This window comes from Blastococcus saxobsidens (genome assembly GCF_010682065.1).
GTDB lineage: Bacteria > Actinomycetota > Actinomycetes > Mycobacteriales > Geodermatophilaceae > Blastococcus > Blastococcus saxobsidens_B.
Map to the genome: position 1 here is coordinate 189532 of NZ_JAAGWG010000004.1, position 24908 is coordinate 214439.

Consider the following 24908-nt stretch of genomic DNA (forward strand, 5'->3'; position numbering starts at 1 on the left):
CGTCCCGCACACTGCTCCCATGAGCAGCGCTCCCCCGGGCCCGTCCGCCGCCGCGGACGGGCCCGTGGCGTCTGCGCCGGACGACCGTCCCGACCGGGTGCTCCCCTCGCGGACCGACCCCGTGGTCGCGCAGGCCAGCGAGGCGGTGGGCGGCCCCTGGGGCCGGCACGGCGTCGTCGGGCGGGCGCTGTTCTGGACGCCGCTGCGCGTGTGCCTGCTCTTCGCCACGCTGGTGCTGGCGCTGGCGTGGATCAAGCAGGCGCCGTGCGCGGACGGGAACTGGGCAGGGCAGCGGCAGTACACGCACCTCTGCTACTCCGACGCCGTCCCGCTGTTCGGCTCCTACGGCCTGGACACCGGCGCGCAGCCCTACCTGGACGCGCGGGTCGAGTACCCCGTGCTGACCGGCGGGCTCATGGCGCTGGCCGCCGCGGGCGCCCGCGGCTACGACGGCGCGGCCGCCGCCGTCGGGCTGCTGCCCGACGTGCCGCCGGTCGCGAGCTACTACGCCCTCACGTGCCTGCTGCTGGCCCTGCTGGGGCTGCTGCTCGTGCGTGCGGTGCTGGGGCTGGCCGGCCGCCGGCCGTGGGATGCGGCGATGGTGGGGCTCTCCCCGCTGCTGCTGTTCCACGCCTTCACGAACTGGGACCTGCTGGCGGTCACCCTGGCGGCCTTCGCGATGCTGGCCTGGGCCCGGTCGCGGCCGGTGCTCGCCGGCGTCCTGTTCGGGCTCGGCATCGCGGCCAAGTTCTACCCGCTGCTGCTGCTCGGGGCGCTGTTCCTGCTGTGCCTGCGGGCCGGCCGGCTGCGCAGCTGGTGCGCGACGGCGGGCGCGGCCGCGGTGGCGTGGACGGCGGTGAACCTGCCGGTGGCCCTCGCGGCGCCGGAGAACTGGTCCTGGTTCTTCGTCTTCAGCCGCCTGCGCGGGGCCAATCCGGAGTCGATCTGGAACATGGCGACGCAGGCGGCCGGGGGCGAGCTCTTCGACGGGCCGCTCGCCGCCGGTGAGGCGCCCGCGGTGCTCAACGCCGTGGCGACGGCGTCGCTGGTCGTCTTCGGCCTCGGCGTCGCCTGGCTGACCCTGGCCGCGCCGCTGCGGCCGCGGGTGCCGCAGATCGCCTTCCTGCTCGTGGCCGGCTTCCTGCTGCTGAACAAGGTGTGGAGCCCGCAGTTCTCGCTGTGGCTCCTGCCGCTCGCCGTGCTCGCGCGGCCCCGGTGGCGGTCGCTGCTGCTGTGGCAGGCCGCCGAGGTGCTGGTCTGGGTGGTCACGATGCTGCACTACCTCGGCACGGCGAACCGCGGCATCGGCGTCGAGTGGTTCTTCCTCGGGGTGGGGCTCCGCGACGTCGCCGTCGTGGTCCTCATGGCGCTGGTCGTGCGGGACGTGCTCGATCCCGACCGGGACGTCGTCCGGACCAGCTGGCCGGGCGTGGACGACCCGGCCGGCGGGGTGCTCGACCGGGCCCCCGACCGGCTCGTCGTTCCACGTGGAACCCGGCTGGGGACGCGCTGACGCCGGAGCCGGTCAGGACAGGGCGGCGCGCAGCAGCCCGATCTCCCCGGCGTGGTCGGCGACGTCGCCGGGGGTCTCCAGCACCACGGGGCAGTCGGCGGCCCGGGCGACCTCCACCAGCAGCTCGACCGGGATCTCGCCGGCGGCGAGCGGCGCGTGCCGGTCGCGGCTGGAGCCGGCGGCGTCCCGGCTGTTGTTCAGGTGCACCAGGTCGATCCGTCCGGTGATCGCCCGCACGTCGGCGACCGCGGTGGCGAGGTCCCAGCCGGCCGCCCAGGCGTGGCAGGTGTCCAGCACGAACCCGGCACCGAACTCGCCGATCGCGTCCCACAGCCGGGCCAGGGCGTCGAGGTCCCGGGCCATCGCGTTCCCGCCACCGGCGGTGTTCTCGATCAGCACGGGGACCGGGAAGCCGCCCTCGTCGGCCTGACGGGCGAACGTCTTGCGCCAGTTGTCGACCCCGGCGGCGGGGTCGTCCGCGGCGAGGACGTGACCGCCGTGGACCACCAGGCCGCGGGCGCCCACGTCCGCCGCGGCCCGGGCGTGCGCGCCCAGCAGCTTGCGGCTGGGGATCCGGATGCGGTTGTTCGTCGTCGCCACGTTCAGGACGTAGGGCGCGTGCACGTGCACGTCCAGCCCCGCGGTGCGCAGCTGCTCGGCGTCCGGCCGCGGCTTCGGCGTCTTCCAGCCCTGCGGATCGGCGAGGAAGACCTGGACCCCGTCGGCGTCCATCTCGGCCGCCCGGGCGACGGGGCCGCCCCGGTCGGGTTCGCCGTCGTCGGTCAGCCCCGGCCCCACGTGTACGCCGATCGAGTGCGTTGCCATGCAAGATGCCCCATCCGCGAGCAGTTCGAGGTTTACCCGTATCGCCCGCGTCACATCATCGTTGAAGGCGTGACGGGGGTTACTCGCCGGTAGTGGTGTGACGTGACGTGGAGGTAGGAGAACATGGCAACGGGTCGCATCCGTCGCACAGCCCGTCGGGGCCTCGGTCTGGCGCTCGTCGCCTGGCTGGGAGTGGCGGCATCCTCGATCCTCCTGGCGCCCGGCGCCGCGGCCGCCCCCACCGCGACGATCGAGATCAGGAACGTGACCCCGCCGGTCGCCAGCGTCGACTCCGGCGGCACGGTCACCTTCGTGAACAAGATCCCGGCGGAGAACCGGGGCGGGATCTCCATCCCGCTGCCCCTGGGCACCATCTCGGTGGGGGCCACGGTCTACACCGACGTGTCCCTGAGCTTCTTCGGGCAGCAGCGGAACCTGCAGCCCGAGCAGAGCGCCTCCTGGAAGTTCACCGCCCCGGCCACCACCGGCATGATCACGTACACGTACCGCGTCGTGCCGCAGGCCCAGCTGCCCCTCGGGGTCAGCCTCCAGCAGGTGGTCGACCGCGTGCTGGGGTCGCTGCCGGCGCTGCCCGCCCCGACGCCCTACATCGTCCAGACGATCGCACCGGACCTGCCGAACCTGCCCAGCGTCGGCGTGCCGCAGCTGCCGCAGGTCAACGTCCCGGTGCCGCAGTTGACGAACCCCATCGACCCGCGTGACCCGGTCGTGCCGCCGACCGACGGCCCCGCCCCGGCCCCCGCGCCCGAGGAGGGCCCGGCTCCGGACGTCGCGGACGTGGGCAACGCCTACGAGTACCCGCTCGGCGGCGGCCTGGAGATGGGCCCCGGCCTGCGGTCGGCGATCGCCGCCTTCGACCCCGCCCGCTTCGGCGCCGCCAGCGGCGGTTTCGCCGCCGCCGACCGGGCCGGTGCCGGCACGGGCTCCGGCTCCGGTGGCGTGGCCGGTTCCTACGACGGCGCGTCGGTGCCGGTGTTCGGCCAGCTGGCCGGGCTGGACGGGACCACGCTCGACGAGGAGAGCGCCGAGACCGTCAGCGCCTCCGAGGCCCGGCCGGTCACCCTGCCGGCCGCGGCGCTGGCCGCCGTCGTCGCGCTGGCCGCCGTCACCGCGGCGCTGGTGCGCACGCACCAGGCGGCCCGCGAGGACCGCTGACCCACCGGCGCACCGCCTGTCCACGGCCGCCGTCCCCCTCGGGGGGCGGCGGCCGCGGTCGTCCCGGGGGCTCTCGTGGACGGCGGCAGGAGGCCCGATCCGCCGCGCTGGTAGCCTGGGTCCGCGCGTTCCGGCAGCAGCCGGGGCGCGCGACGCATGTACGACCCTCCTGCTGCAGATCCCCTGCAGCCGCTGAGACCAGAGGAGGTGGGGTTCTCCGTGCGCAATTACGAACTGATGGTCATCCTCGACCCCGATCTCGAGGAGCGCACGATCGCGCCCTCGCTCGACCGGTTCCTGACCGTCGTCACCAACTCCGGTGGCACCGTCAAGACCGAGATCTGGGGCCGTCGCCGGATGGCTTACGAGATCAACAAGCAGGTCGAGGGCATCTACGCCATCATCGACATCCAGGCCGAGCCGGCCGCCGTCCAGGAGCTGGACCGCCAGCTGAACCTGAACGAGTCGGTGCTCCGCACGAAGCTGATGCGCCCCGAGGTCCACTGACCATGGCCGGCGAAACCGTCATCACCGTCATCGGCAACCTGACCGCCGATCCGGAGCTGCGCTTCACGCCGTCGGGCGCTGCCGTCGCCAACTTCACCGTGGCCTCGACCCCCCGCACCTTCGACCGTCAGTCGCAGGAGTGGAAGGACGGCGAGGCGCTGTTCCTCCGGTGCAACGTCTGGCGCCAGGCCGCGGAGAACGTGGCCGAGTCGCTGACCCGTGGTTCCCGCGTGATCGTCAGCGGTCGCCTGAAGCAGCGTTCCTTCGACACGAAGGAAGGCGAGAAGCGAACCGTCATCGAGCTCGAGGTCGACGAGATCGGCCCCTCGCTGCGCTACGCCACCGCGAAGGTCACCAAGGCCTCCCGCGGTGAGGGTGGCGGTGGCGGCTTCGGTGGCGGCGGCGGCGGCTTCTCCGGCGGCGGCGGTGGCGGCGGGGGCGGTGCGAGCGACCCCTGGTCGACGCCCGCCGGTCCGTCCGACGAACCGCCGTTCTGACGAAGGACCCCCTCGCCCCCCAGGTCTCGCTCCGCTCGACCCGGGTCCCTGCGAGTGGGCCGTTCCACTCCCTCACTTTCTGAATCTCTCTGGAGAACCAGGTGCCCAAGCCCCCTGTTCGCAAGCCCAAGAAGAAGGTCTGCCAGTTCTGCAAGGACAAGGCGACCTACATCGACTACAAGGACACGACCCTGCTGCGGAAGTTCATCTCCGACCGCGGCAAGATCCGTGCCCGCCGCGTCAGCGGCAACTGCAGCCAGCACCAGCGTGACGTCGCCACGGCCGTGAAGAACAGCCGTGAGATGGCCCTGCTGCCCTACACCTCGACGGCGCGCTGATCATGAGCACGATGAAGCTGATCCTCACCGCCGAGGTCACCGGTCTCGGGTCCTCCGGCGACACCGTCGAGGTCAAGGGCGGCTACGGCCGCAACTACCTCCTGCCCCGCGGGCTGGCCATCCAGGCCACCCGTGGTGCCGAGAAGCAGATCGAGTCCCTGCGCCGGGCGCGTGCCGCCCGCGACGTGCGGTCCCTCGAGGAGGCGCAGGCCCTGGCCGGTCGCCTCAACGGCATGACCGTCCGGGTGCCGGCTCGCGCCGGTGACGGCGGCCGTCTGTTCGGCCGGGTCACCACCGCCGACGTCGCCGCTGCGGTCACCGCCGCCGGTGGCCCGGAGCTCGACCGTCGCCGGATCGAGCTGCCCAGCAGCATCAAGACCACGGGCCAGCACACCGTCACCGTGCGGGTGCACACCGAGGTCGCCGCTCAGCTGACGATCGACGTCGTCGCCGGCTGATCGTCGCTGTGCGCGCCCAGGGCGCGCGATGCGTCCCGAGGGGCGCCGGACTCCGGTCCGGCGCCCCTCGTGGCGTTCCAGGGGTCTGGCGCGCGTCCCTGGGGAGCTGCCGGGCGCCACGTGCGGGGGCGCGCCGGCCGGGGGTCGCCCGGGCGCCCCGGGACCGCGCGGGCGGCCTGGACGCACCCGTGTGACTCGTGGTGCGTGTCGGGAAAAAATGTCGGCGACAATTTCGGGTCCACAGCTCCGGGTCGCCGTCGTCGCAGGTCGGAGCGGGGACGACCGGTCCGGCACACCGGTTGTCCCCCGGTTCGTCCACATGTCGACAGGCGTCCGTCCACCGACTTGTCCACAAGTTGTGCAGATCGGCGTGCACACCGGTGGTGGACTCCGGCCGCCCGCCTTCCCTAACGTCCTCCCCAGCCACCGGGACACGGGACTGTCAGTCCCCTGCGGTAGGCAGGCACCGAACACACGTTCGGTCCGGCGCAGTCCGCCGAGCTCGCGTACTTCCCCTGCGCGCAGTGGTGTCGTGGGCGCGCCCGCAAGGAGATGGAGGTACCCCCGTGGCGGTGGCCGACGAGTTCAGCCGTCCGTCGGCGACGGCACCGGCCTACGACCGGCAGCCGCCGCAGGACGTCGCGGCGGAGCAGTCGGTGCTCGGCGGAATGCTGCTGAGCAAGGACGCGATCGCCGACGTCGTCGAGGTGCTGCACGGCAACGACTTCTACCGTCCGGCGCACCAGGTGATCTTCGACTGCATCATCGACCTCTACGGCCGTGGTGAGCCGGCCGACGCGATCACGGTCGCCGCCGAGCTCAACCGCACCGACCAGCTGTCGAAGATGGGTGGCGCGGTCTACCTGCACACGCTGATCGCCTCGACGCCGACGGCGGCCAACGCCGGCTACTACGCGGCCATCGTCGCCGAGCAGGCCGTGCTGCGCCGCCTCGTCGAGGCCGGCACCCGTGTGGTCCAGCTGGGCTACGGCGCCGCCGGCGGCAACGGCGACGTCGACGACATCGTCGACCGCGCACAGCAGGAGATCTACGACGTCACCGAGAAGCGGATGAGCGAGGACTACTCGCGCCTCGAGGACGTCCTGCAGCCGACGATGGACGAGCTCGACGCCATCGCCTCACGGGGCGGCACGGCGCGGGGCGTCCCCACCGGGATCCGCGACCTCGACGAGCTGACCAACGGTCTGCAGGCCGGGCAGATGGTCGTGATCGCGGCCCGTCCCGGTGTCGGCAAGAGCACCCTCGGGCTGGACATCGCCCGCTCGGCGACGGTGAAGCACGGCATGCCGGCCTGCATCTTCTCGCTGGAGATGAGCAAGCACGAGATCACCATGCGTCTGCTGTCGGCGGAGGCGAAGGTGCCGCTGCACCACATGCGCGCCGGCACGCTGTCCGACGAGGACTGGGCGAAGCTGGCTCGCCGCATGGGCGAGGTGGCCGACGCACCGCTCTACATCGACGACTCGCCGAACATGACCATGATGGAGATCCGGGCCAAGGCGCGGCGGCTCAAGCAGCGCAACGACCTCAAGCTCATCGTCATCGACTACCTGCAGCTGATGACCTCGGGCAAGAAGGTCGAGAGCCGCCAGCAGGAGGTCTCGGAGTTCTCCCGTGCGCTGAAGCTGCTGGCCAAGGAGCTCGAGCTCCCGGTCATCGCAATGTCGCAGCTCAACCGTGGCTCGGAGCAGCGTCAGGACAAGAAGCCGATGCTGTCCGACCTCCGTGAGTCCGGCTCGATCGAGCAGGACGCCGACATGGTCATGATGATCCACCGCGAGGACATGTACGAGAAGGAGTCCCCGCGCGCCGGCGAGGCCGACATCATGCTGGTCAAGCACCGCAACGGCCCGACGGCCAACGTCACGGTCGCCTTCCAGGGCCACTACAGCCGCTTCGTGGACATGGCCAACTAGGCACGCCTCGAACGCCCGCCCGTCACCCGGTGCTCCGGGTGGCGGGCGGCCGTCGTTCCGCCGACAGCAGCGCGATCAAGATCGATTTCTGACCGGGAACGGTTGTGCGCCACGTCACTGTCAGCTAGGAACGAGGTCCCCTCAGTATTGGAGCCCCCGTGTCCTCTCGCTCATGGCGTCGCACGACCGCGTCGGTCGTCGGCACCCTGGCTGTGACGTTCGCCGTCACGGCCACCGCGACACCGGCCCTGGCCAAGCCCGGCAAGGCCGACCCGATCTCCGCGTTCCCCTCCGACAGCCTCACCGTCGCCGACAAGGGGCAGCTGACCGGCCGCCGGGTGAACCTGCCCCTCGAAGGCTGTGGTGCCCCTATCAGCTGCGGCCTCACGCAGCAGCTGAACCAGCTCGACGGCTTCGACCTCGACCCGCGCATCGCCATCCGGTTCAGCGGCCCGGTCGACCCGGCCGAGGCGGCCGCGCGGATCACGCTGCAGGAAGCCCACGGGGGCTGGCGCACCGGGGTCGACCGCATGGTCTGGGACCCGGCGACGACCACGCTCTACGCCCACCCGGCGAAGCAGCTGGCGCCGGGCACGACCTACAAGCTGCGCGTCCAGGGTGGCCCGGCGAACAAGTCGCTGCAGGACACCTTCACCACCATGAGCGCCACCGACGGTCTCCTGGACCTGCGCAAGCAGATCGACAGCGGGCAGGCGTTCAAGGACGCCGGGATCACCGCTCCCGGCCTGATGATCGACGGCGTCTTCCCGACCGCGGGCACCCTCGTCCAGCTGGTCGCCGATGTGACGCCCGAGGCCCCGGACACGGCAGCAAGGAATGCAGGGTTCACCACGAACCAGGGGACCTACGTCTTCGGGACCTACCTGGCCCCGAACTGGCTCCGACCCGACGTGACCATCCAGCAGACGCCCACCCGCGACGCAGGACCGAAGGCGCCGGGCTCCGTCCGGCTGCCCTTCGTCGCGGTCCTGCCTCCGGGGCCGGCACCCGCGGGTGGCTGGCCGGTTGCCGTGTTCGGGCACGGCTTCACGGGCAACGCCACCAACGTCATCACCGCAGCCAGCACGAACATGCAGCGCGGTATCGCCACGATCGGCACCAACGTGGTGGGCCACGGTTTCGGGCCCGACGGTGCGATCCGCGTCGTCCAGGGCCCCAAGGTGACCGACTTGCCCTTCTACGGGCGTGGTGTCGACCAGGACGGCAATGCCCGGATCGACAGCACCGAGGGCTCCTCGGCCACCGGCGCCGCGAGCGCGCAGTCGTCTCGCGACGCTCTGCGGCAGACGAGCGCCGACATCATGACGCTGATGCGGTCGCTGGGCGGCACCGACGTCGACAAGAACGGGTCGGTCGATCTGTCCGGCAAGGACGTGACCTACTTCGGGCAGAGCTTCGGCGGCATCTACGGAACCATGCTGACCGGTGTCGACCCCGAGGTCACCCGCTCGGTGCTCAACGTGCCGGGTGGGCCGGTCACCGAGATCGCGCGGCTCTCGACGTCGTTCCGGGGGCTGACGGCGGCTTCCCTGACGGCGGCCGGCTTGCACAACGGTTCGGGCGGGACTGCTCAGGACTTCCAGGAGCAGATGCCGCTGCGGGGCGAGGGTCCCGTGACGGCCACGGTCGAGGGTGCCGTCGAGATCCAGGACTACCTGGCGCGGTCGACCTGGCTGAGCCGGCCGGGGAGCCCCGAGACGTTCGCGCCGCTGATCGACCCGGAGCGGGTGCTGGTCCAGGTCGCGTTCGGGGACCAGACCGTGCCGAACCCGACGTCGTACACGCTGGTCGATGCCGGGAACCTGTGGTCGCGCACGAGCGTGTACCGCAACGACCGGACGGGGAACGCGGCCAACAACCCGCACAGCTTCCTGCTGACCGGGCCGCCGGCGGCGGCCGCCGCGGGGCAGGCGCAGATCGCGACGTTCCTCAAGGGCGGGGAGACCATCGACCCGGACGGAGCCGGCAACGTCTGGGAGGTGCCGATCAGTGACCCGGCGCTGCTCCTCCCGCTGAACTACCCGCAGCCGGCGCTGCGCCCGTAGGGGGCAGCGAACGGCGAGGGCCCGGAACCGAGACGGTTCCGGGCCCTCGTGCGTTCTTGCTGTTTCACGGGAAACGAATGAGGGGTCATCCCGATGTCGACCCGCACGAACAGCTGACCGAACTCATCGGTCCGGTGGCCAGTCGACTCCGGAGTGTCGCGCCCCACTGCGCTGAGCGGCGTCCGTACGTTGCGGCGACCGCGTGCTGACGCGCGGGACGGGAGCGGGGAGCGCGGAGCATGACGACACAGGTGTGGGGCGCTCGGCGCCTGCTGGCCGGCGCGGTGGCCGGCCTCGCGCTTGCGGGAGCGCTGCTCGCTCCCGACCAGGCGCTCGCGGAGGGACCGGCGTCGGTGGCAGCGGCCCTGCCGGGCGTCGACGGGGACCGCATCGAGGCGAAGTACGCCGCACTCGGCGGACCGAGCGGGGTGCTGGGGGCCGCCATGGGGTCCAAGACCTGCAGCGGCCTGTCCGCCTGCTGGCAGGACTTCGAGCACGGCATCGTGTCCTGGTCGGCCTCTGTCCCGTCCGCGGCATACGCATTCACCGACCTCGACGTCTTCGACGCGTGGCAGAGCTTCGGCGGCGGCTTCGGTGCGGTCCCCGTCCCCGGGGGCATCGGGGAGCCGACGTCGGACACCTTCTGCGGCCTGCCCGGCGGCGGCTGCGGGCAGCACTTCCAGCACGGGTCCATCTACCGGTCGGCGACGACCGCAGCGGTGCGCGTCGACCCGGACATCCGGACGGGCTGGGCGGCGGAGGGCTGGGAGCGCGGGGTGGTCGGCTACCCCACGACGGACACCTTCTGCGGCCTGCCCGGCGGCGGCTGCGGGCAGCACTTCCAGCGGGGCTCCGTCTACTGGAGCCCGTCCACCGGCTCCCGGACCGTGAGCGGGCCTGTCAAGGACCGGTGGGCGGGGCAGGGCTGGGAGAACGGGGCGCTCGGCTACCCCACGACGTCCACCTTCTGCGGCCTGCGCGACGGCGGCTGCGGGCAGCACTTCCAGGGCGGTTCGGTCTACTGGGCGCCGTCGTCGGGGGCGAGGGTCCTCGCGCCCGAGGTCGTCGGCCGCTGGGCCGGTCAGGGTTGGGAGAACGGTGCGCTCGGCTTTCCGACGTCCGAGCCGTTCGCCACGGCGGACTGGAACGGGGGCCGCGGGCAGCACTTCCAGGGCGGGTCCGTGTACCAGACCCGGGCCGGCACGTTCCTCGTCCTCGGCTCCATCCGCGACCGGTGGGGGGCGCAGGGCTGGGAGCGCGGAAGCATCGGGAACCCGACGTCGGACACCTTCTGCGGCCTGCGCGACGGCGCGTGCGGGCAGCACTTCGACTGGGGTTCGATCTACCGGACGCGGACGGGCACCTTCACCGTCCTCGGTTCGATCAAGACAGCATGGGCCCAGCAGGGCTGGGAGCACGGCGCGCTCGGCCTGCCGACCAGCGACACCTTCTGCGGTCTGCGCAGCGGCGGCTGCGGACAGCACTTCGAGGGCGGATCCGTCTACGCGGCCGGCCCGGTGACCGGATGGCGTGGGACGCCGGCCTCCGTGGTCCTCAGGGCCGTCCGCGACGCCTGGGCGGCCCGGGGCTGGGAGAACGGGTACCTGGGTTATCCGGTGATGGGCACCTCGGTGCTGTCCGACGGGTCGTTCTCCCAGCGCTTCCAGGGCGGGACCCTCCGGGTGCGCAACGGCCGGGTGTACTGACCCACCCGAAAGCACGAGGGGCCCGGAACCTGTGTGGTTCCGGGCCCCTCTGCGTTCAGCGGTGGATCAGGCGGCGGCCTTCGCCTGCAGGGCGCGGCGGACCTTGGGCCCCCCGACGGTCATCTTGTAGAGCTTGGCGACCTGCGCCGGGGCGCTCTTCGGCGTGGTCTCGGCCAGCCAGCCGTTGGGCAGCGACAGCCGGATGACCTTGTGCCAGGCGCTCGCGACCTGCTTGTACAGCGGGGCGGAGTGGTAGGTCAGGCCGTAGCGGTCGAAGATGTCCTTCACCCGCGGGGCGATCTCGGCGTACCGGTTGCTGGGGATGTCGGGGAACAGGTGGTGCTCCACCTGGTGCGACAGGTTCCCGGTCATGAGGTGCATGGCCTTGCTGCCGGAGATGTTGGCCGAGCCGAGCATCTGCCGGACGTACCACTCACCGCGGCTCTCGCCGTCGATCGACGTCTTCTCGAAGGTCTCGACGCCCTCGGGGAAGTGGCCGCACATGATGACCGAGTGCGACCACAGGTTGCGCACCACGTTGGCGGTGAAGTTGGCGGCCAGGGTCGGCACGAACGACGGGCCCGACAGCAGCGGGTGGACGACGTAGTCCTTGGCGGCCTGGTTGCGGATCTTCTTCAGGACCTGCTTGGTGGCGGCGCGGAACTTGGGGTCGTTGCGGCGCCTCTTGGTGGCCAGGTTCTTGCCCAGCTCGAGGTCGTAGGCGGCGATGCCGTACTCGAAGAAGCAGGCGTTGATGAAGTTCCACAGCGGCTGCGCCAGGTACATCGGGTGCCACTTCTGGTCCTCGTCGACGCGCATGATGCCGTAGCCGAGGTCGTTGTCCTTGCCGATCACGTTCGTGTACGTGTGGTGCAGCTCGTTGTGCGAGTGCTTCCACTGCTCGGCCGGGCTGGCCATGTCCCACTCCCACGTCGTGGAGTGGATCTTCGGGTCGCGCATCCAGTCCCACTGGCCGTGCAGGATGTTGTGCCCGATCTCCATGTTCTCGAGGATCTTGGCGACCGAGAGGCCGGCGGTGCCGAGCAGCCAGGCCGGCGGGAACTTGGAGAACAGCAGCACGGCGCGGCTGCCGAGCTCGAGCTTGCGCTGGACGTCGATGACGGTCCGGATGTACTTGGCGTCGTCCTCGCCCAGGCTGTCGCGGATCTCCTGGCGGATGGTGTCGAGCTCCTTGCCGATGAGCTCGATGTCCTCGGCGGACAGGTGGGCGATCGGGTTCTCGGGCTTCTTCTGGATGACGGTCACGGTGCGACTCCTCGGGCTCGGACGGTCAGTGGTCGATGGAGCAGGCGCCGGCGGGCGCGCTGATGCAGGTCTGGACGAGGACGCCGTCCCCGACGTCGTCGGCGGAGGTGATCTCGCCGTTGCGCAGGTCGCGGACGGCGCCCTCGCGCAGGGGCAGGACGCAGCCGTAGCAGATGCCCATGCGGCACCCGCTCGGCATGAGCACGCCGGCCTCCTCGGCGGCGTCGAGGATCGGCGTGGTGCCCTCGACCTCGATGGTCGTGCCGTTCTTCTCGAACGTGACCGCGCCGCCCTCGCCGGCGCCGGCCAGGACGCGGGGGCGGAAGCGCTCGGTGTAGAGCCGGTCGGCGATGCCGACGGACGCCCAGTGCTCCTCCAGCGCCTCGAGCATGCCGACCGGGCCGCAGGCCCAGGTGGCGCGCTCGTGCAGGTCCGGGACCAGCTCGGCGATGGAGCGGGCGTCGAGCAGCCCCGCGGTGTCGGTGTGCTGCTCGACCAGGTGCATCCGGCCCTCGGCGGCCATCTGCCGCAGCTCGGCGCCGAAGACGACGTCGTCCGCGGTGGGCGCCGAGTGCACGAGCACCGTGTCGGTGAGCTGGTGGGCGTGGTTGCGCAGGATGCCCATGACCGGCGTGATCCCGGAGCCGGCGGTCACGAAGAGCGACTTGGCGGGGGTCTCCTCGGGCAGGCAGAACTCCCCGGTCGCCTGGTCGAGCTGGATGATCGTGCCCGGCTGCACGCGGTGCACCAGGTGGTTGCTGACCTTGCCGTCCGGGATGGCCTTCACCGTGATGGTGAAGCAGCCGTCGGCGCGGTCGAGCACCGAGGTGATCGAGTAGGCGCGCCACTGGCGGACGCCGTCGATGTCGATGCCGATGCGGACGTACTGGCCCGGGACGTGCGGCAGCCAGTCCCGGCCGGGGCGGATCACGATGCTCGCCGCGTCGCGCGTCTCCTTGTGCACGGCCTCGATGCGGCCGCGCAGCGCCGCTCCGGAGCGGAGCGGGTCGAACAGGTCGAGGTAGTCGACGGGCAGCAGCGGGGTCGTCACCAGCTCGGCGAACTTGAGCACCCGGTCGCGCAGCGCGGGCCGCGCCGGCGTTCGGGCCGCGGTGGGGCGCGGAGCGGTCGCTGTCATGTACTCATGCTTTCCCACTCCACGCATCAAATACCTGTGCCGAGGATGTGAATCCGGGGGTAGCTTCTGTTCCCTGCGAACAAGGAGGCGGAATGACGTCGGAGGCGCGTAGCTTTCCGGAGGCGGTCGCTGACGCCATGCGCGCGGAACTGCCCAGGGTGGCCGAGCGGGCCGTCGAGGCGATCATCGTCGCCGTCCCGGGCTACGCCGACGCCTTCCAGGGCCCGATGGGCCGCAAGATCTCCGGCGCCGTCGAGCTCACGCTGCGCGGGTTCCTGCAGCTGGCGGCCGCGGGGGGGACGGCGGACGCCGGCACCCCGGGCGGCCCGGTGGTCGAGGCCGCCTACGCCCTGGGCCGGGGCGAGGCCCGCAGCGGGCGGTCGATGGACGCGCTGCTGGCCGCCTACCGGGTGGGTGCGCGGGTGTCCTGGCGGGACATGAGCGCCACCGCCGTGGCCGCCGGTCTCGGGCCGGAGTCGACAGCCCGCTTCGCCGAGCTGGTGTTCGCCTACATCGACCGGTTGTCGGCGGCCAGCGTCGCCGGTCACGCCGACGAGCTGGCCTCCAGCGGCCGCGCGCGGGAACGGATGCTGGAGCGGCTCGCGCAGGGCCTGCTGGCCGGGAGCCCGCACGCCGAGCTGGTCGAGGCCGCGCAGCGCGCGGAGTGGGTGCCGCCGCGGACCCTGACCGTCGTCGTCCTCCCGGAGGCCCGGGCGCAGGGGGCGATGGTCTCGCTGGACGCCCGCACGCTCCGGTCGCCCGAGGACGTGCCCGACGTCGAGGGGATGCCCGACCTCACCGTCCTGCTGGTCCCGGACGCCGAGGGCGCCGCGCGTCCGGCCCTGCTGCGCTCGCTGGAGGGCCGCGAGGCGATCGTGGGGCCGGACCGGCCGTGGGCGGAGGCGCACACCTCCTACGGGCGCGTGCTGCGCGCGCTCCGGCTGGGCATGCGGCCGGGGGAGCGGGCGTCGCTGGACACCGACGCCCGGCTGGCCGACTTGGTCCTGCGGGCCGACGAGGACGCGCTGGCCGACCTGCGGGCCCGCGTGCTCGCGCCTTTGGCCGACGTCGGCGACAGCGCCCGGGAGAAGCTCACCGAGACGCTGCGCTCCTGGCTGCTGCACCACGGCCGGCGCGACCGGATCGCCGCGGAGCTGTTCGTGCACCCGCAGACGGTCCGGTACCGGATGACGCAGCTGCGGCAGCTCTACGGCGCCCGCCTGGAGGACCCGGCCACCGTCCTGGAGCTGACCGTGGCCCTGGGGGTGGCGCCGCCCCCGGGCCCGGCCGGCGACGACAGGGGCTGACCGCGTCGGACCCCTGCGGCACAGTGACGCCGTGAGCGTCGACATGGCCGCGGCCGCGGACTTCCTGGCCGGTTCCGCCCGGGTGCTGGACCGCCGCCGGTTCGAGCTGCTGTTCGGTGGGAGCGGGGCGGAGCCGGTGCTCGCCGCGGTCGACGGCTACCGGAATCCCGACGGTGGCTACGGCTGGGGACTGGAGCCCGACCTCCGGTCGACGACCAGCCAGCCCGGCGGGGCGCTGCACGCGCTCGAGGTGTTCGCCGAGACCGGGGCGGCGGCCGCGGACCGGGCGCGGCAGCTGTGCGACTGGCTGGCCGCCGTGACGCTGCCCGACGGCGGGCTGCCGTTCGCGTTGCCCGTGCCCGACCCGGCGGCGTGCGCGCCGTTCTGGGCATCGGCGGACACCGACCGCTCCTCGCTGCAGATCACCGCGGTGGTGGCCGCGACGGCCTACCGGGTGGCGGCCGTCGTCCCCGGCGTGGGCGAGCACCCGTGGCTGGCCCGGGCCACCGACTGCTGCCTGGCGGCGATCGACCGGCTCGCCGCGGGGGCGCACGCGATGGAGCTGGCGTTCGCGGTGCGCTTCCTCGACGCGGCGGCGGCCACCTGGCCCGATGCGGTCGCGCGGGTGGAGCGGCTGCGCGACCTGGTCCCCGCCGACGGCCTGCTGCACGTGGCCGGCGGGGCCCCGGACGAGTACATGCGCCCGCTGGACTTCGCACCGCTGCCCGGGGGGCCGGGGCGGTCGCTCTTCGCACCGGGGGTGGTCGACGCGGAGCTCGACCGGCTCGCGGACGCCCAGCAGGACGACGGGGGGTGGCCGGTGGATTTCGTCAGTTACTCACCGGCGGCCACCCTGGAGTGGCGGGGCCACCGAACTGTGGAGGCGCTCTCGCTGCTCTGGGCCAACGCCCGCCTCTGACCCCGGGAGGTCAGGCCGGGCGCAGGAGCGCGACGAGGAAATCGGAGTCCGGACTGAACGGCCGCAGGTCCCAGGTGGACAGCAGCAGGTCCGGTTCCCAGCCGGCGGTCCGGGCGTCGGCGAGGAACTGGTCGAACTCGTAGCCGCGGCCCGCTCCGAAGCCGATCGCCACCCGCCCCTCGCGGGACACGTGCGCCCGCATCCGGCGGAGCACCTCGACCCGTGTCGACTCGGCCAGGAAGGTCACCACGTTGCCGGCGCAGACGATCGCGTCGAACGGTTCGGCCTCCCCCGCTGCCGGGAGGTCCAGCTCGGCGAGGTCGCCGACCAGCCACCGGGCGGCCGGGTGCTGCTCCCGCGCCTCGGCCACCAGCACCGGGTCGCCGTCGACGCCGACCACCTGGTGCCCGGCCGCGGCGAGGAACCCGCCGATCCGCCCGGTGCCCGAACCCGCGTCGAGGACCCGCGCGCGCCGCGGGAGCATCGCGTCGACCAGCCGGGCCTCGCCCACGAGGTCGTGCCCGGCCTCGGCGAGGTCCCGGAAGCGCTGGATGTAGGCGGCCGAGTGCTCCGGGTTCTCCTCCGTCAGGCGCGTCCACATGCTGGGTTCGGTCATGACGCCGTTCTACACGGGGTGGGCCGGTGCCCCGGGGAGCGCGTCACCCGGGCGGCCTCCAGTCCGGCGGCTCGGCCGGCTGGAGGGCGGGGTCGTCGGCGGTGAGCGTGCGGACCGGTCCCGGGGGCGTGAGCGGACCCTCGAAGCGCACGGTCACCCGGCCCAGGCCGCGCCCCCAGACCCAGCCGGCGCCGAGCTCGTCGTGCCGCACGTCCTGCCCCGGCCACCAGCGCTTGTCGGCGGGCAGGTCGGGCTCCGCCTCGGTCGCCGCGGCGTCCGGCGCGGCCACGGCTGCCTCCTGCGGCTCGTCGGAGTCGGCGAACAGGTCGCCCTGGGCGTAGACCGACAGCCCCGAGACGCCGACGCCGAGCAGCCGCAGCCCCCCGGCGGTGCCCGCCTCGGTCAGCAGCCGACGGGCGGTGGAGGCGATCAGCCGCGGGTCGTCGGTCGGCTGGGGGAGCGTCTGGGAGCGGGTGAGCGTGGTGAAGTCGTAGCGGCGCAGCTTCAGCGTCACGGTGCGCCCGGAGAAGGCCGACTTCCGCAGCCGCTCCCCCACCCGCGCCGCCATGGAGTCGATCTCCCGGGCCAGCACGCCGACGTCGGTGAGGTCCCGCTCGAAGGTCTCCTCGTGCGACACCGACTTCACCTCGCGGTCGGGCACCACGGCGCGCTCGTCGTCCGCGCGGGCCAGCGCGTGCAGCCCGGCGCCGTGGGCGCGCCCGGCCAGCGCGACCAGGTCCGGCAGCGAGCGCGCGGCCAGGTCCCCCACAGTCTTCACGCCCACCTGGTGCAGCCGTTCGGCCGTCGCGGGTCCGACGCCGCCCAGCCGGGTCACCGGCAGCGGGTGCAGCACCTCGAGCTCCTGCCCCGGGGCGACGACCACCAGGCCGTCGGGCTTCTGCAGGTCCGAGCCGATCTTCGCCATCAGCTTCGACGTGCCGATGCCCACCGAGCCGGTCACTCCCCCGGTCGCCGCCTCGATGCGCTCCTTGAGCTCCTGGGCCAGCGCCGTCACGCCGTCGACGGAGAGGTCGTGCTCCCCGCCGGCGGCGAGGTCGACGTAGGCCTCGTCGATGGAGACCGGTTCCACCAGCGGCGACAGCTCGCGCAGCAGGCCCATGACGACGTCGGAGGTGCGCCGGTAGGCGGCGAACCGGCCGCCGAGGAACGCCGTCCCGGCGGGGCAGCGTCGCCGTGCCTCCGCTGTCGACATGGCCGACCGGGCGCCGTAGGCGCGGGCCTCGTAGGAGGCGGTGGCGACGACGCCCCGGCCGCCCACCCCGCCGACGACGACCGGCCGGCCGCGCAGCGACGGCTTGTCCCGCTGCTCGACCGCGGCGAAGAAGGCGTCGAGGTCCAGGTGCAGGATGCTCGCGGCTCCCCTCACGACCGGTCCCTCACCCCTCCATTGTCCGCGTCCACCCGGCGGAGGGACTTCCTTGCCCGCGTCGTCCCGCAACTGCGAGGCTGGATCTCCCGGTCGACGAGGAGGGCGCAAGGGCATGGCTTCGGTGTTCCTCGTGCTCGGTGGCCTCGGCGTGGTCGTGCTCCTGCTGTCGCTGTTCGTCGGCGAGCTCGGTGACCTCGGGATCGGCGACGTCGACACCGACGGGCCGTTCTCGGTGCCGGCCATCGCGGCGCTGCTCGGCGGCATCGGGTTCGGCGGTGCCGCGGCCACCAGCCTGCTGCCCGAGACTCTCCCCGACGTCGTCCGGGCCCTGCTCGCGCTGGCCGTGGGCGTCGCCGTCGCCGTTCCGCTGGCCTGGGGCGCGGTCCGGCTGTCCCGGGCGCTCAAGGACATGCCGACCCAGCCGACGCTGACCCGCCACCACCTGGTGGGTGCGCAGGGCGTCGTCGTCTCGACGGTGCCGAGCCCCGGCTACGGCGAGGTGCGCCTGACGGTCGCCGGCCAGCAGCTGAAGTTCTCCGCCCGCAGCGACGCGCCGCTGCTCACCGGGACGCCGGTCTACGTCGTCGAGGCGCTCAGCGACACCGCGGTCGAGGTCGTCTCGACCGCGCCCGACAGCACCCATCCCCTGCCCGGAGGCGAATCCCCGTGACGCTGCTCTACGCCATCGGCGGCATCGCCGTCCTGGTCCTCCTGCTGATCCTGCTCGTCCTGAGCCGCATCAAGGTCGCCGGCCCCAACCAGGCGTTCCTCGTCACCGGCCGGCAGGGCCGCCAGGTCACCAGCGAGGCCGGCGTCGTCTCCCGCGACTCGTCCGGCCAGAAGGTGGTCATGGGCGCGAGCGTCTTCGTGCTGCCGGTCGTGCAGAAGCTGCACACGATGGACCTGTCCAGCCGCCGGATCCCGGTCGGCATCCGCGGCGCGGTCTCCAAGCAGGGCGTGAAGTGCGACCTCGAGGGCGTGGCGATCGTCAAGGTGGGTGGCACCGAGGACTCCATCCGCGCCGCCGCCCAGCGCTTCCTCAACCAGCAGGAGGGCATCGACACCTTCACCTCCGAGGTGCTCGCCGGCGCCCTGCGCTCGATCGTCGGCCGGCTGACGATCGAGGAGATCATCCGCGACCGGGCCGCGTTCGCCTCCGCCGTCGCCGAGGAGGCCGAGTCCTCGCTGACCGGGCAGGGCCTGGTGCTGGACACCTTCCAGCTGCAGGACATCCAGGCGGAGGGCTCCTACCTGGCCGACCTCGGCCGCCCCGAGGCCGCGCGGGTGCTCAAGGAGGCCAGCATCGCCGAGGCGCGCGCCCGGCAGGCCGCGCAGCAGGAGCAGCTGCTGGCCGACGAGGCGATCGCGATCTCCCAGCGGCAGCTGGCGCTCAAGCAGGCCGAGATCACCGCCGAGACCGACGCCGCCAAGGCGCGTGCAGCGGCCGCCGGACCGCTGGCGCAGGCCGCGCAGGACCAGGCGATCCTCATGGAGCAGGAAAAGGTCGCCGAGCGGACCGCGGCGCTCACCGAGCGTCAGCTGGACACCGAGGTGCGCCGTCCCGCCGACGCCGAGCGGTACAAGGTGGAGCAGGAGGCCGAGGGCCGCAAGAACTCCGCGATCCTCACTGCGGAGGCCCAGCGCCAGGCCACGATCGCCGCAGCCCAGGCCGCCGCCGAGCAGGCCCGGCTCTCCGGTGAGGGCGAGCGGGCCCGCCGCTCGGCGCTGGCCGAGGCGGAGGCGATCGAGGGCGCCAAGCGCGGTGAGGCCGAGAAGCTGCGCCGCCAGGCCATCGCCGACGCCGTCGAGCGCGAGGGCGCGGCGGAGGCCGCGGCGATCCTCGCCCGCGGTCAGGCCGAGGCCGAGGCCCTCGATGCCCGCTCGGACGCCTTCGCCAAGTACGGCGAGGCCGCGATCCTGGAGATGCTGGTCAAGGTGCTGCCCGACGTCGTCGGCGCCGCGGCGGCGCCGCTGTCGAGCGTGGACAAGATGACGGTCATCTCGACCGACGGCGCCGGCTCGCTGGGCAGGTCGGTGGCGGCCAACGTCGCGCAGGGGCTGCAGCTGTCGGGTGACCTGACCGGCATCGACGTCGGCGCGCTGCTGCGCCGGCTCAGCGGCTCCGCCGCGGCCGACGCCGGGACCAGCATCCCGATCAGCGCCGACGGCGACAGCGTCTCCCGCAACGGCTCCGGCGCCTGAGCCCTGTGGACGGCGAGCCCCGGTGGCCGTCCTGGCGCCGGGTGGGCGCCATCGTCCCGGTGGGGGCGGCCTACGTCGGCGCCGGGCAGGAGGCCCTGCACGCTCTCGTCCAGTGGAACGAGGGGTGGAGCTGGCCGGTCGCGCTCCTGCGGGCCGGGGGGTGGGCGGTCGCCATGGTGCTCGTCTTCGCCGCACAGCGGGCCGGGTGGTTCGTGCCGGAGGAGGAGGCCGCCGCACGGGCGATCGTGCGCCGTGCGCTGGCCACCGGCGAGCTGCCTCCCGACGGAGAGCCCGCGGCGTGGCGGGTCCGCCTGCAGGGGGAGATCGACGCGGCGGCCCAGGACCGCTGGGTCGTCCCGGGGATCGGACTGCTGCTCGCGGTGCTCGTGGCTGCCGCAGCCGTCGTGCTCGGTGACCCGCTCGTGGGGCTGCTCGCGGCCGCGCTCGCCGGCTTCGTCGTCGTCCCGGTGCGCTGGTCCTCCGGCCGCATGGCGCGAGCGGAGCAGCTCCTCGCCCGGGTGGACGCTCTCTGAGAGGGACGCCGATGGCTGGTGGACCGGGAGCGGCACCGTTGCGTTCCGCAGCGTGACGGAGCTCGACGAGGAGGGGCCGGCCCCATCCGCCGGTGGAGGGCGCCGGGTGGCCACGCTGCTCGGCTTCCTGGACCACCACCGCGCCACGCTGGAGTGGAAGACGCGCGGCCCGGACGCCGACGGCCTCCGTGCCACGGTGGGCGCGCCTCGACGATGACGCTGGGCGGGCTGCTGCTCGAGCACCTGACGCTCGTCGAGGGACTCTGGTTCGCCCTGCGGCTGCGCGGCCGGAGCCCGGGGAAGGTCTGGGAGCCCGTCGACCGGGACGCCGACCCCGACTGGGCCTGGCACTCGGCGGCCGACGACTCCCCCGCGGAGCTCAGGGCCCGCTGGGAGGGCGCGGTCGAGCGCTCCCGGGAGCTGGTCGCCGAGGCGCTGGCCGACGGCGGCCTCGACACCCGCTGCACCGTGCCGCCGTGGGACGACGACACCCGGCCGACGCTGCGCTGGGTGCTGGTCCACATGATCGAGGAGTACGCGCGGCACAACGGCCACGCCGACCTGCTCCGGGAGTCCGTCGACGGCCGGACCCGGGAGTGACCCTCACTCCTCCGTGAGCGCCGCGGCGGGCAGCCAGTCGGCGTCGAGCAGTTCGGCGATCTCCTGCAGCGAGGCGGTGTCCGCGCCGGCGGTGGAGCCGCTGACCGCCAGCCGCTCCACCATCACCTTGGCCACCTGCTCCTCCACGGTGTCCGCGGCGAAGGCGATCCGCCACGGCGAGGTCTTGCCGTCGCGGTGGGTGCGGCCGGTGACCTGGCGGGCCTGGATGCCGGAGAAGCGCGGCTGGTGGAACAGCCCCACCCGCGGCGTCTCCGAGGCCGTGGAACCGCCGGGCAGCAGCTCCCCGGCGTGCAGGCTGATCGAGGCGGTGACGGTGAAGACGCAGACCATGGCGTCGCCGCGCTGGAACCGCAGCCGCTCGGCCTCCACGTCGAACCGGTCGCGCCCGTAGATGCCGGCCACCGGGATGCCGGCGTCGAGCAGTGCCTCGCGGATCGGGTCGGCCGCCGTCTCCACGAACTCGACCGACACGGCCACCTGCCGCTCCGCCTCGACCTGCGCCTTGATCCAGTCGACGGTGGCCTGCACCCGGATGAGGCCGGCTTTCTGCCGGAACCGGAGCAGCGCCGCGCGACCGCGGGCGGTCTGCCGGCCCCGCCGGGCCAGCTGCATCTCGGCCCGGAACTCCGACCACTCGGCCTCGTACGACGCCCGCTCGGCCGGGGTGAGCAGCACCGGCGTGCCGGTCACCGACACCGGCCCCCAGGGCGCCGGGCGGTGCAGGGTGGCCCGGGGATCGGCGTCGGCCAGCCAGGACTGCAGCCGGGCGAGGTCGGCGCGGCGGGCGTCGGCGTCCTCGGTCCACTGCCAGCCGTAGCGCCCACGTTCCACGTGGAACCTGTGCCGCTCCAGCGCCTTGGGCAGGTCGGCCCACTCCTTGATCGACTCGCCGTGGCGGGCGGCGAACTCCGGCGCCAGGTAGGGCAGCTCCAGGGGCGTGTGCGCCGGGGTCGCCGTCGCGGCCAGCACGTAGGGGGTGTCCTTGACCCGGGCGGCGCCCGAGACGGCCTTCCAGTGCTTCCAGCGCTGGGTGGTCGTGTGCCGGACCATGTGCGCCTCGTCGGCGACGACGACGTCGAAGCGCAGCTTGCTCACCTTGCCCAGCCGGTCCCACGTGGTCACGCACCAGCGCAGCCCGCCGTCGCCGAAGCCGGCGATCGAGCGGGCCCAGTGCGGGATGGTGATCGCGGCCGGCCGGTCGGCGATGACCAGCACCGTGCGTACGGGGCGCTGGGCGGCGATCTCGTGCACCGCCAGGATCGCCGTCCCGGTCTTGCCCACGCCCGGGTCGTCACCGAGCAGGAACACCCGGCCGCCGGCGGCGGCGTGCGCGGCCACCACCTCGGCGCCGGCCTCCTGCGGCGCCCGGGGCACCATCGCCGGGGTGACCGGCAGCGGCCGCGGCGTCTCGTTCAGCTCGTCCTCGAGGAACCGCTCCAGGCTGTACGGCGGCGGGTCGTACGGGACCAGCTCCGGTGGCAGGGCACGGCCGACGAAGACGTGCGCCTGCAGGCCCGGGTGCCAGACGGCGCCCGGCGCCGGGGCGCGGAACGGCACGGCGAGCACCCAGACGCGCTCCCCCGGCCCGGCCGTGGGCAGCTCGGGTGCGGCCTTCTTCGCCGCGGGCTTCCGTGGAGCGGCCCTGCGGGTCCGGGTGGCGGTCGTGCTGCGGCTGGTGGTCTTCGTGCTCCGCCGGCGTGGTGGCATGCGTCGGTACTCCCCCTCGTTCCCCGGCACGGTAAGCGGCGGCAGGGACAGGACGTCTGATGGAATCGCCGGATGACCGACGAGGCGACGGACGAGGCGACCGCCGACGAGCGCCTGTCCGCACGGACCGTGGGCGAGACCGGGCCGCGCGTCGTCTTCGTGCACGGCCTGTTCGGCCAGGGCAAGAACTGGACGACGGTCGCCAAGGGGCTGGCCGACGGGCACCGCGTGACGCTGCTCGACCTGCCCAACCACGGCCACTCGCCGTGGACCGAGCGCGTCGACTACCTGGACATGGCGGAGCTGGTGGCCGAGGAGCTGGAGTCCTTCGGCGAGCCGGCGACCCTGGTCGGGCACTCGATGGGCGGCAAGGTGGCGATGCAGCTGGCCCTGCGCCGGCCGGAGCTGCTGCGCGCGCTCGTCGTCGTCGACATCGCCCCGGTCGAGTACCCCCTGCAGGGCGGCCGGACGGACGACGACGACGAGGAGGCCTCCCCGTTCGAGGAGTTCATCGCGGCCATGCGCGCGGTGGACCTGGAGTCGCTGAAGACCCGTGCGGACGCCGACGCCGCGCTCAAGGCGGCCGTGCCGAGCCGGATGGTCCGCGGGTTCCTGCTGCAGAGCCTGGTGCGCGAGGGCGTGGGCGAGGACGGGACCTGGCGCTGGCGGCTCAACCTCGACCTGCTGGCCCGTGACCTCGGCGAGCTGCGCGGGTTCCCGGAGCCGCCGCCCGGTGCCACCTACGACGGTCCGGTGCTGTGGGTGGCCGGGGCCAACTCGCACTACGTGCTGAACGAGGACCGCCCGCGCATGGACGAGCTGTTCCCGCTGACGCGGCTGGTGCGAATCAAGAACGCGGGCCACTGGGTGCACTCCGAGCAGCCGGAGATCTTCCTGGAGACTATGCGCCGGTTCCTGGACCAGGTCGAGGACTGAGAGCACGCTGGGAGCGTGACCGAGGCCTGGGTACCGGACGCGTGCACGCTGCCCACCGTGGAGCGACCTGTGCGCATCGCGGAGTTCCAGGGCCTGGCCGATGTCACGCGCAGCAGCGTTCGGCACTCGCCGACGCGGCTGACCGCTGAACTGGAACCGGCACCCGGGCTGGCCGACGAGGTGCGCCACCTGACCCGCCGGGAGTCGGAGTGCTGCTCCTTCTTCGGGTTCGTCGTGCGCGAGGAGCCCGGACGGGTGCTCCTGGACATCGACGTCCCCGAACCGCACGCGGAGGTCCTGGACGGGCTGGCTCGGCTCCTCGGCCGGTGACACAGGGTGTGCCGGCTGGTTACGGGACGGCGAAGGACCTATCGTCTCGGGCGGCATGACGGACATCGGGGATAACAGCCAACTCACGGCTGAGCAGCGTGCGCGCGTGCTCATCGACCGGCAGCTGACTGCGGCCGGTTGGGCGGTGCAGGACAAGGGACGGGCCAATCTCACGCTGCCCGGTGTCGCCGTCCGCGAGGTCATCATGGCCAGCGGGCACGGGCGAGCCGACTACGTCCTTTACGTCGACAGGCGCGCCGTCGGCGTCATCGAGGCCAAGCCCGAGGGCACGACGCTGTCCGGGGTGGAGTGGCAGTCGGCGCGCTACGCCACCGGCCTGGCGCCCGACGTGCGGCTCAAGGCGCTCACCCTCGACGACCGGCTGCCGTTCGTGTTCGAGGCGTCGGGGTCCGAGGTGCACGTCACCAACGGCTACGACCCCGTGCCGCGGGCCCGCCGGATCTTCACGTTCCCGCGGCCCGAGACGCTGGCCCGGACCATTCGCGACGCCGAGACCGACCCGGCCGCGGCCACGTGGCGGGCGAAGGTCCGGTCCATGCCGGCACTGATCACCGAGGGGCTCCGACCGGCGCAGATCACCGCCATCGAGGGCATCGAGCGGTCGCTGGCCGAGCAGAGGTACAGCCGGTCCTTGGTGCAGATGGCCACCGGCGCCGGCAAGACCTACACGGCCGTCACCACCTGCTACCGCCTGCTGAAGCACGGCGGGTTCCGCCGCATCCTGTTCCTGGTCGACCGCAACAACCTGGGCTCGCAGACGCTCGCGGAGTTCCAGAACTACGCGACCCCCGACGATGGTCGGCGGCTCACCGAGATCTACAATGTCAACGCGCTGACCAGCGCCGGGATGCTGGATTCCTCGTCGGTGGTGATCTCGACGATCCAGCGGGTCTACGCCG

The 24908-nt window shown here is 73.1% G+C and carries 25 protein-coding genes; 19 read left to right on the plus strand and 6 right to left on the minus strand.

The features are described 5' to 3' along the window. Positions 1-19 precede the first annotated feature (19 nt). On the plus strand, positions 20-1513 hold the full coding sequence (locus GCU60_RS04010; RefSeq protein WP_163202429.1) for a glycosyltransferase family 87 protein: 1494 nt from the start codon (positions 20-22) through the stop codon (positions 1511-1513). A 12-nt stretch (positions 1514-1525) separates the two neighbouring features. Here the strand turns inward: GCU60_RS04010 and GCU60_RS04015 are convergent, their stop codons facing one another. Then, positions 1526-2338 carry a deoxyribonuclease IV gene (locus tag GCU60_RS04015; RefSeq protein ID WP_163202431.1) on the minus strand — a complete coding sequence of 271 codons (813 nt, stop codon included), beginning with the start codon at positions 2336-2338 and terminating at the stop codon, positions 1526-1528. Positions 2339-2461: 123 nt separating this feature from the next. On the opposite strand from GCU60_RS04015, the gene GCU60_RS04020 reads away from it, so the two are divergent. The 8 genes from GCU60_RS04020 (at position 2462) to GCU60_RS04055 (ending at position 11023) form a co-directional block, all read left to right on the plus strand. Continuing rightward, positions 2462-3514 (plus strand): hypothetical protein, encoded by a 1053-nt coding sequence (locus GCU60_RS04020; protein WP_163202433.1) that lies wholly within the window; start codon positions 2462-2464, stop codon positions 3512-3514. A 219-nt stretch (positions 3515-3733) separates the two neighbouring features. Beyond that, positions 3734-4021, plus strand: a complete 288-nt coding sequence (gene rpsF / locus GCU60_RS04025; protein WP_163202435.1) for a 30S ribosomal protein S6 — start codon at positions 3734-3736, stop codon at positions 4019-4021. A gap of 2 nt (positions 4022-4023) precedes the next feature. Continuing rightward, positions 4024-4518 carry a single-stranded DNA-binding protein gene (locus GCU60_RS04030; protein WP_163202437.1) on the plus strand — a complete coding sequence of 165 codons (495 nt, stop codon included), beginning with the start codon at positions 4024-4026 and terminating at the stop codon, positions 4516-4518. Between the two features lie 101 nt (positions 4519-4619). Further along, a complete protein-coding gene (gene rpsR, locus GCU60_RS04035) occupies positions 4620-4856 on the plus strand; it encodes a 30S ribosomal protein S18 (protein ID WP_073422051.1) in 237 nt (78 codons plus the stop codon). Positions 4857-4858: 2 nt separating this feature from the next. Next, a complete protein-coding gene (gene rplI / locus GCU60_RS04040) occupies positions 4859-5314 on the plus strand; it encodes a 50S ribosomal protein L9 (RefSeq protein ID WP_275585407.1) in 456 nt (151 codons plus the stop codon). Between the two features lie 566 nt (positions 5315-5880). Beyond that, a complete protein-coding gene (gene dnaB, locus GCU60_RS04045) occupies positions 5881-7251 on the plus strand; it encodes a replicative DNA helicase (RefSeq protein ID WP_163202439.1) in 1371 nt (456 codons plus the stop codon). A gap of 158 nt (positions 7252-7409) precedes the next feature. After that, a complete protein-coding gene (locus tag GCU60_RS04050; RefSeq protein ID WP_163202441.1) occupies positions 7410-9317 on the plus strand; it encodes a hypothetical protein in 1908 nt (635 codons plus the stop codon). Positions 9318-9556: 239 nt separating this feature from the next. Beyond that, positions 9557-11023, plus strand: a complete 1467-nt coding sequence (locus GCU60_RS04055) for an LGFP repeat-containing protein (protein ID WP_163202443.1) — start codon at positions 9557-9559, stop codon at positions 11021-11023. A gap of 66 nt (positions 11024-11089) precedes the next feature. Here the strand turns inward: GCU60_RS04055 and GCU60_RS04060 are convergent, their stop codons facing one another. Both GCU60_RS04060 and GCU60_RS04065 read right to left on the minus strand, forming a co-directional pair. After that, positions 11090-12289: a fatty acid desaturase gene (locus tag GCU60_RS04060; RefSeq protein WP_163202445.1), complete on the minus strand. Its 1200-nt coding sequence runs from the start codon at positions 12287-12289 to the stop codon at positions 11090-11092. Between the two features lie 25 nt (positions 12290-12314). Beyond that, positions 12315-13427, minus strand: a complete 1113-nt coding sequence (locus GCU60_RS04065) for a ferredoxin reductase (protein ID WP_163202447.1) — start codon at positions 13425-13427, stop codon at positions 12315-12317. A 137-nt stretch (positions 13428-13564) separates the two neighbouring features. Between GCU60_RS04065 and GCU60_RS04070 the strand changes: the two genes are divergently transcribed. Together GCU60_RS04070 and GCU60_RS04075 are read left to right on the plus strand one after the other, a co-directional pair. Next, the gene (locus GCU60_RS04070) at positions 13565-14734 is read left to right on the plus strand and encodes a PucR family transcriptional regulator (RefSeq protein WP_239520384.1); all 1170 of its coding nucleotides are present in this window, start codon (positions 13565-13567) and stop codon (positions 14732-14734) included. 31 nt (positions 14735-14765) lie between these two features. Next, positions 14766-15653 (plus strand): hypothetical protein, encoded by an 888-nt coding sequence (locus GCU60_RS04075; RefSeq protein ID WP_163202451.1) that lies wholly within the window; start codon positions 14766-14768, stop codon positions 15651-15653. A gap of 10 nt (positions 15654-15663) precedes the next feature. On the opposite strand, the gene GCU60_RS04080 is transcribed toward GCU60_RS04075, so the two are convergent. Both GCU60_RS04080 and GCU60_RS04085 read right to left on the minus strand, forming a co-directional pair. Further along, the gene (locus GCU60_RS04080) at positions 15664-16269 is read right to left on the minus strand and encodes a class I SAM-dependent methyltransferase (protein WP_163202453.1); all 606 of its coding nucleotides are present in this window, start codon (positions 16267-16269) and stop codon (positions 15664-15666) included. A gap of 43 nt (positions 16270-16312) precedes the next feature. Beyond that, positions 16313-17656: a DNA polymerase IV gene (locus tag GCU60_RS04085; RefSeq protein ID WP_345770381.1), complete on the minus strand. Its 1344-nt coding sequence runs from the start codon at positions 17654-17656 to the stop codon at positions 16313-16315. A 115-nt stretch (positions 17657-17771) separates the two neighbouring features. Here GCU60_RS04085 and GCU60_RS04090 point away from each other — a divergent pair, with 115 nt between their 5' ends. Genes GCU60_RS04090 through GCU60_RS04105 form a run of 5 tightly spaced genes read left to right on the plus strand, consistent with a single transcriptional unit; the run spans position 17772 to position 20994 of the window. Then, on the plus strand, positions 17772-18329 hold the full coding sequence (locus tag GCU60_RS04090; RefSeq protein ID WP_163202457.1) for a hypothetical protein: 558 nt from the start codon (positions 17772-17774) through the stop codon (positions 18327-18329). Beyond that, positions 18326-19861: an SPFH domain-containing protein gene (locus GCU60_RS04095; protein ID WP_163202459.1), complete on the plus strand. Its 1536-nt coding sequence runs from the start codon at positions 18326-18328 to the stop codon at positions 19859-19861. Before GCU60_RS04090 ends, GCU60_RS04095 begins: the two co-directional genes overlap by 4 nt. A 5-nt stretch (positions 19862-19866) precedes the next feature. Further along, complete coding sequence (locus tag GCU60_RS04100; RefSeq protein WP_163202461.1) at positions 19867-20394, plus strand: hypothetical protein; 528 nt, start codon at positions 19867-19869, stop codon at positions 20392-20394. A 52-nt stretch (positions 20395-20446) separates the two neighbouring features. After that, the gene (locus GCU60_RS19790) at positions 20447-20611 is read left to right on the plus strand and encodes a hypothetical protein (protein ID WP_204261381.1); all 165 of its coding nucleotides are present in this window, start codon (positions 20447-20449) and stop codon (positions 20609-20611) included. Next, positions 20608-20994, plus strand: coding sequence for a DUF664 domain-containing protein (locus tag GCU60_RS04105; protein ID WP_204261382.1), 387 nt, complete (start codon positions 20608-20610; stop codon positions 20992-20994). Before GCU60_RS19790 ends, GCU60_RS04105 begins: the two co-directional genes overlap by 4 nt. Positions 20995-20997: 3 nt before the next feature. Here GCU60_RS04105 and GCU60_RS04110 read toward each other — a convergent pair whose 3' ends face one another. Next, positions 20998-22722, minus strand: coding sequence for a helicase (locus GCU60_RS04110; RefSeq protein ID WP_163202463.1), 1725 nt, complete (start codon positions 22720-22722; stop codon positions 20998-21000). A 72-nt stretch (positions 22723-22794) separates the two neighbouring features. On the opposite strand from GCU60_RS04110, the gene GCU60_RS04115 reads away from it, so the two are divergent. From GCU60_RS04115 to GCU60_RS04125, 3 genes are all read left to right on the plus strand, one after another. Next, positions 22795-23658 (plus strand): alpha/beta fold hydrolase, encoded by an 864-nt coding sequence (locus GCU60_RS04115; protein ID WP_163202465.1) that lies wholly within the window; start codon positions 22795-22797, stop codon positions 23656-23658. A gap of 15 nt (positions 23659-23673) precedes the next feature. Beyond that, positions 23674-23988, plus strand: coding sequence for a hypothetical protein (locus GCU60_RS04120; RefSeq protein ID WP_163202467.1), 315 nt, complete (start codon positions 23674-23676; stop codon positions 23986-23988). Positions 23989-24094: 106 nt separating this feature from the next. Next, positions 24095-24908: DEAD/DEAH box helicase family protein (locus tag GCU60_RS04125; RefSeq protein WP_345770382.1), on the plus strand; the 814-nt coding region annotated here is incomplete at its 3' end.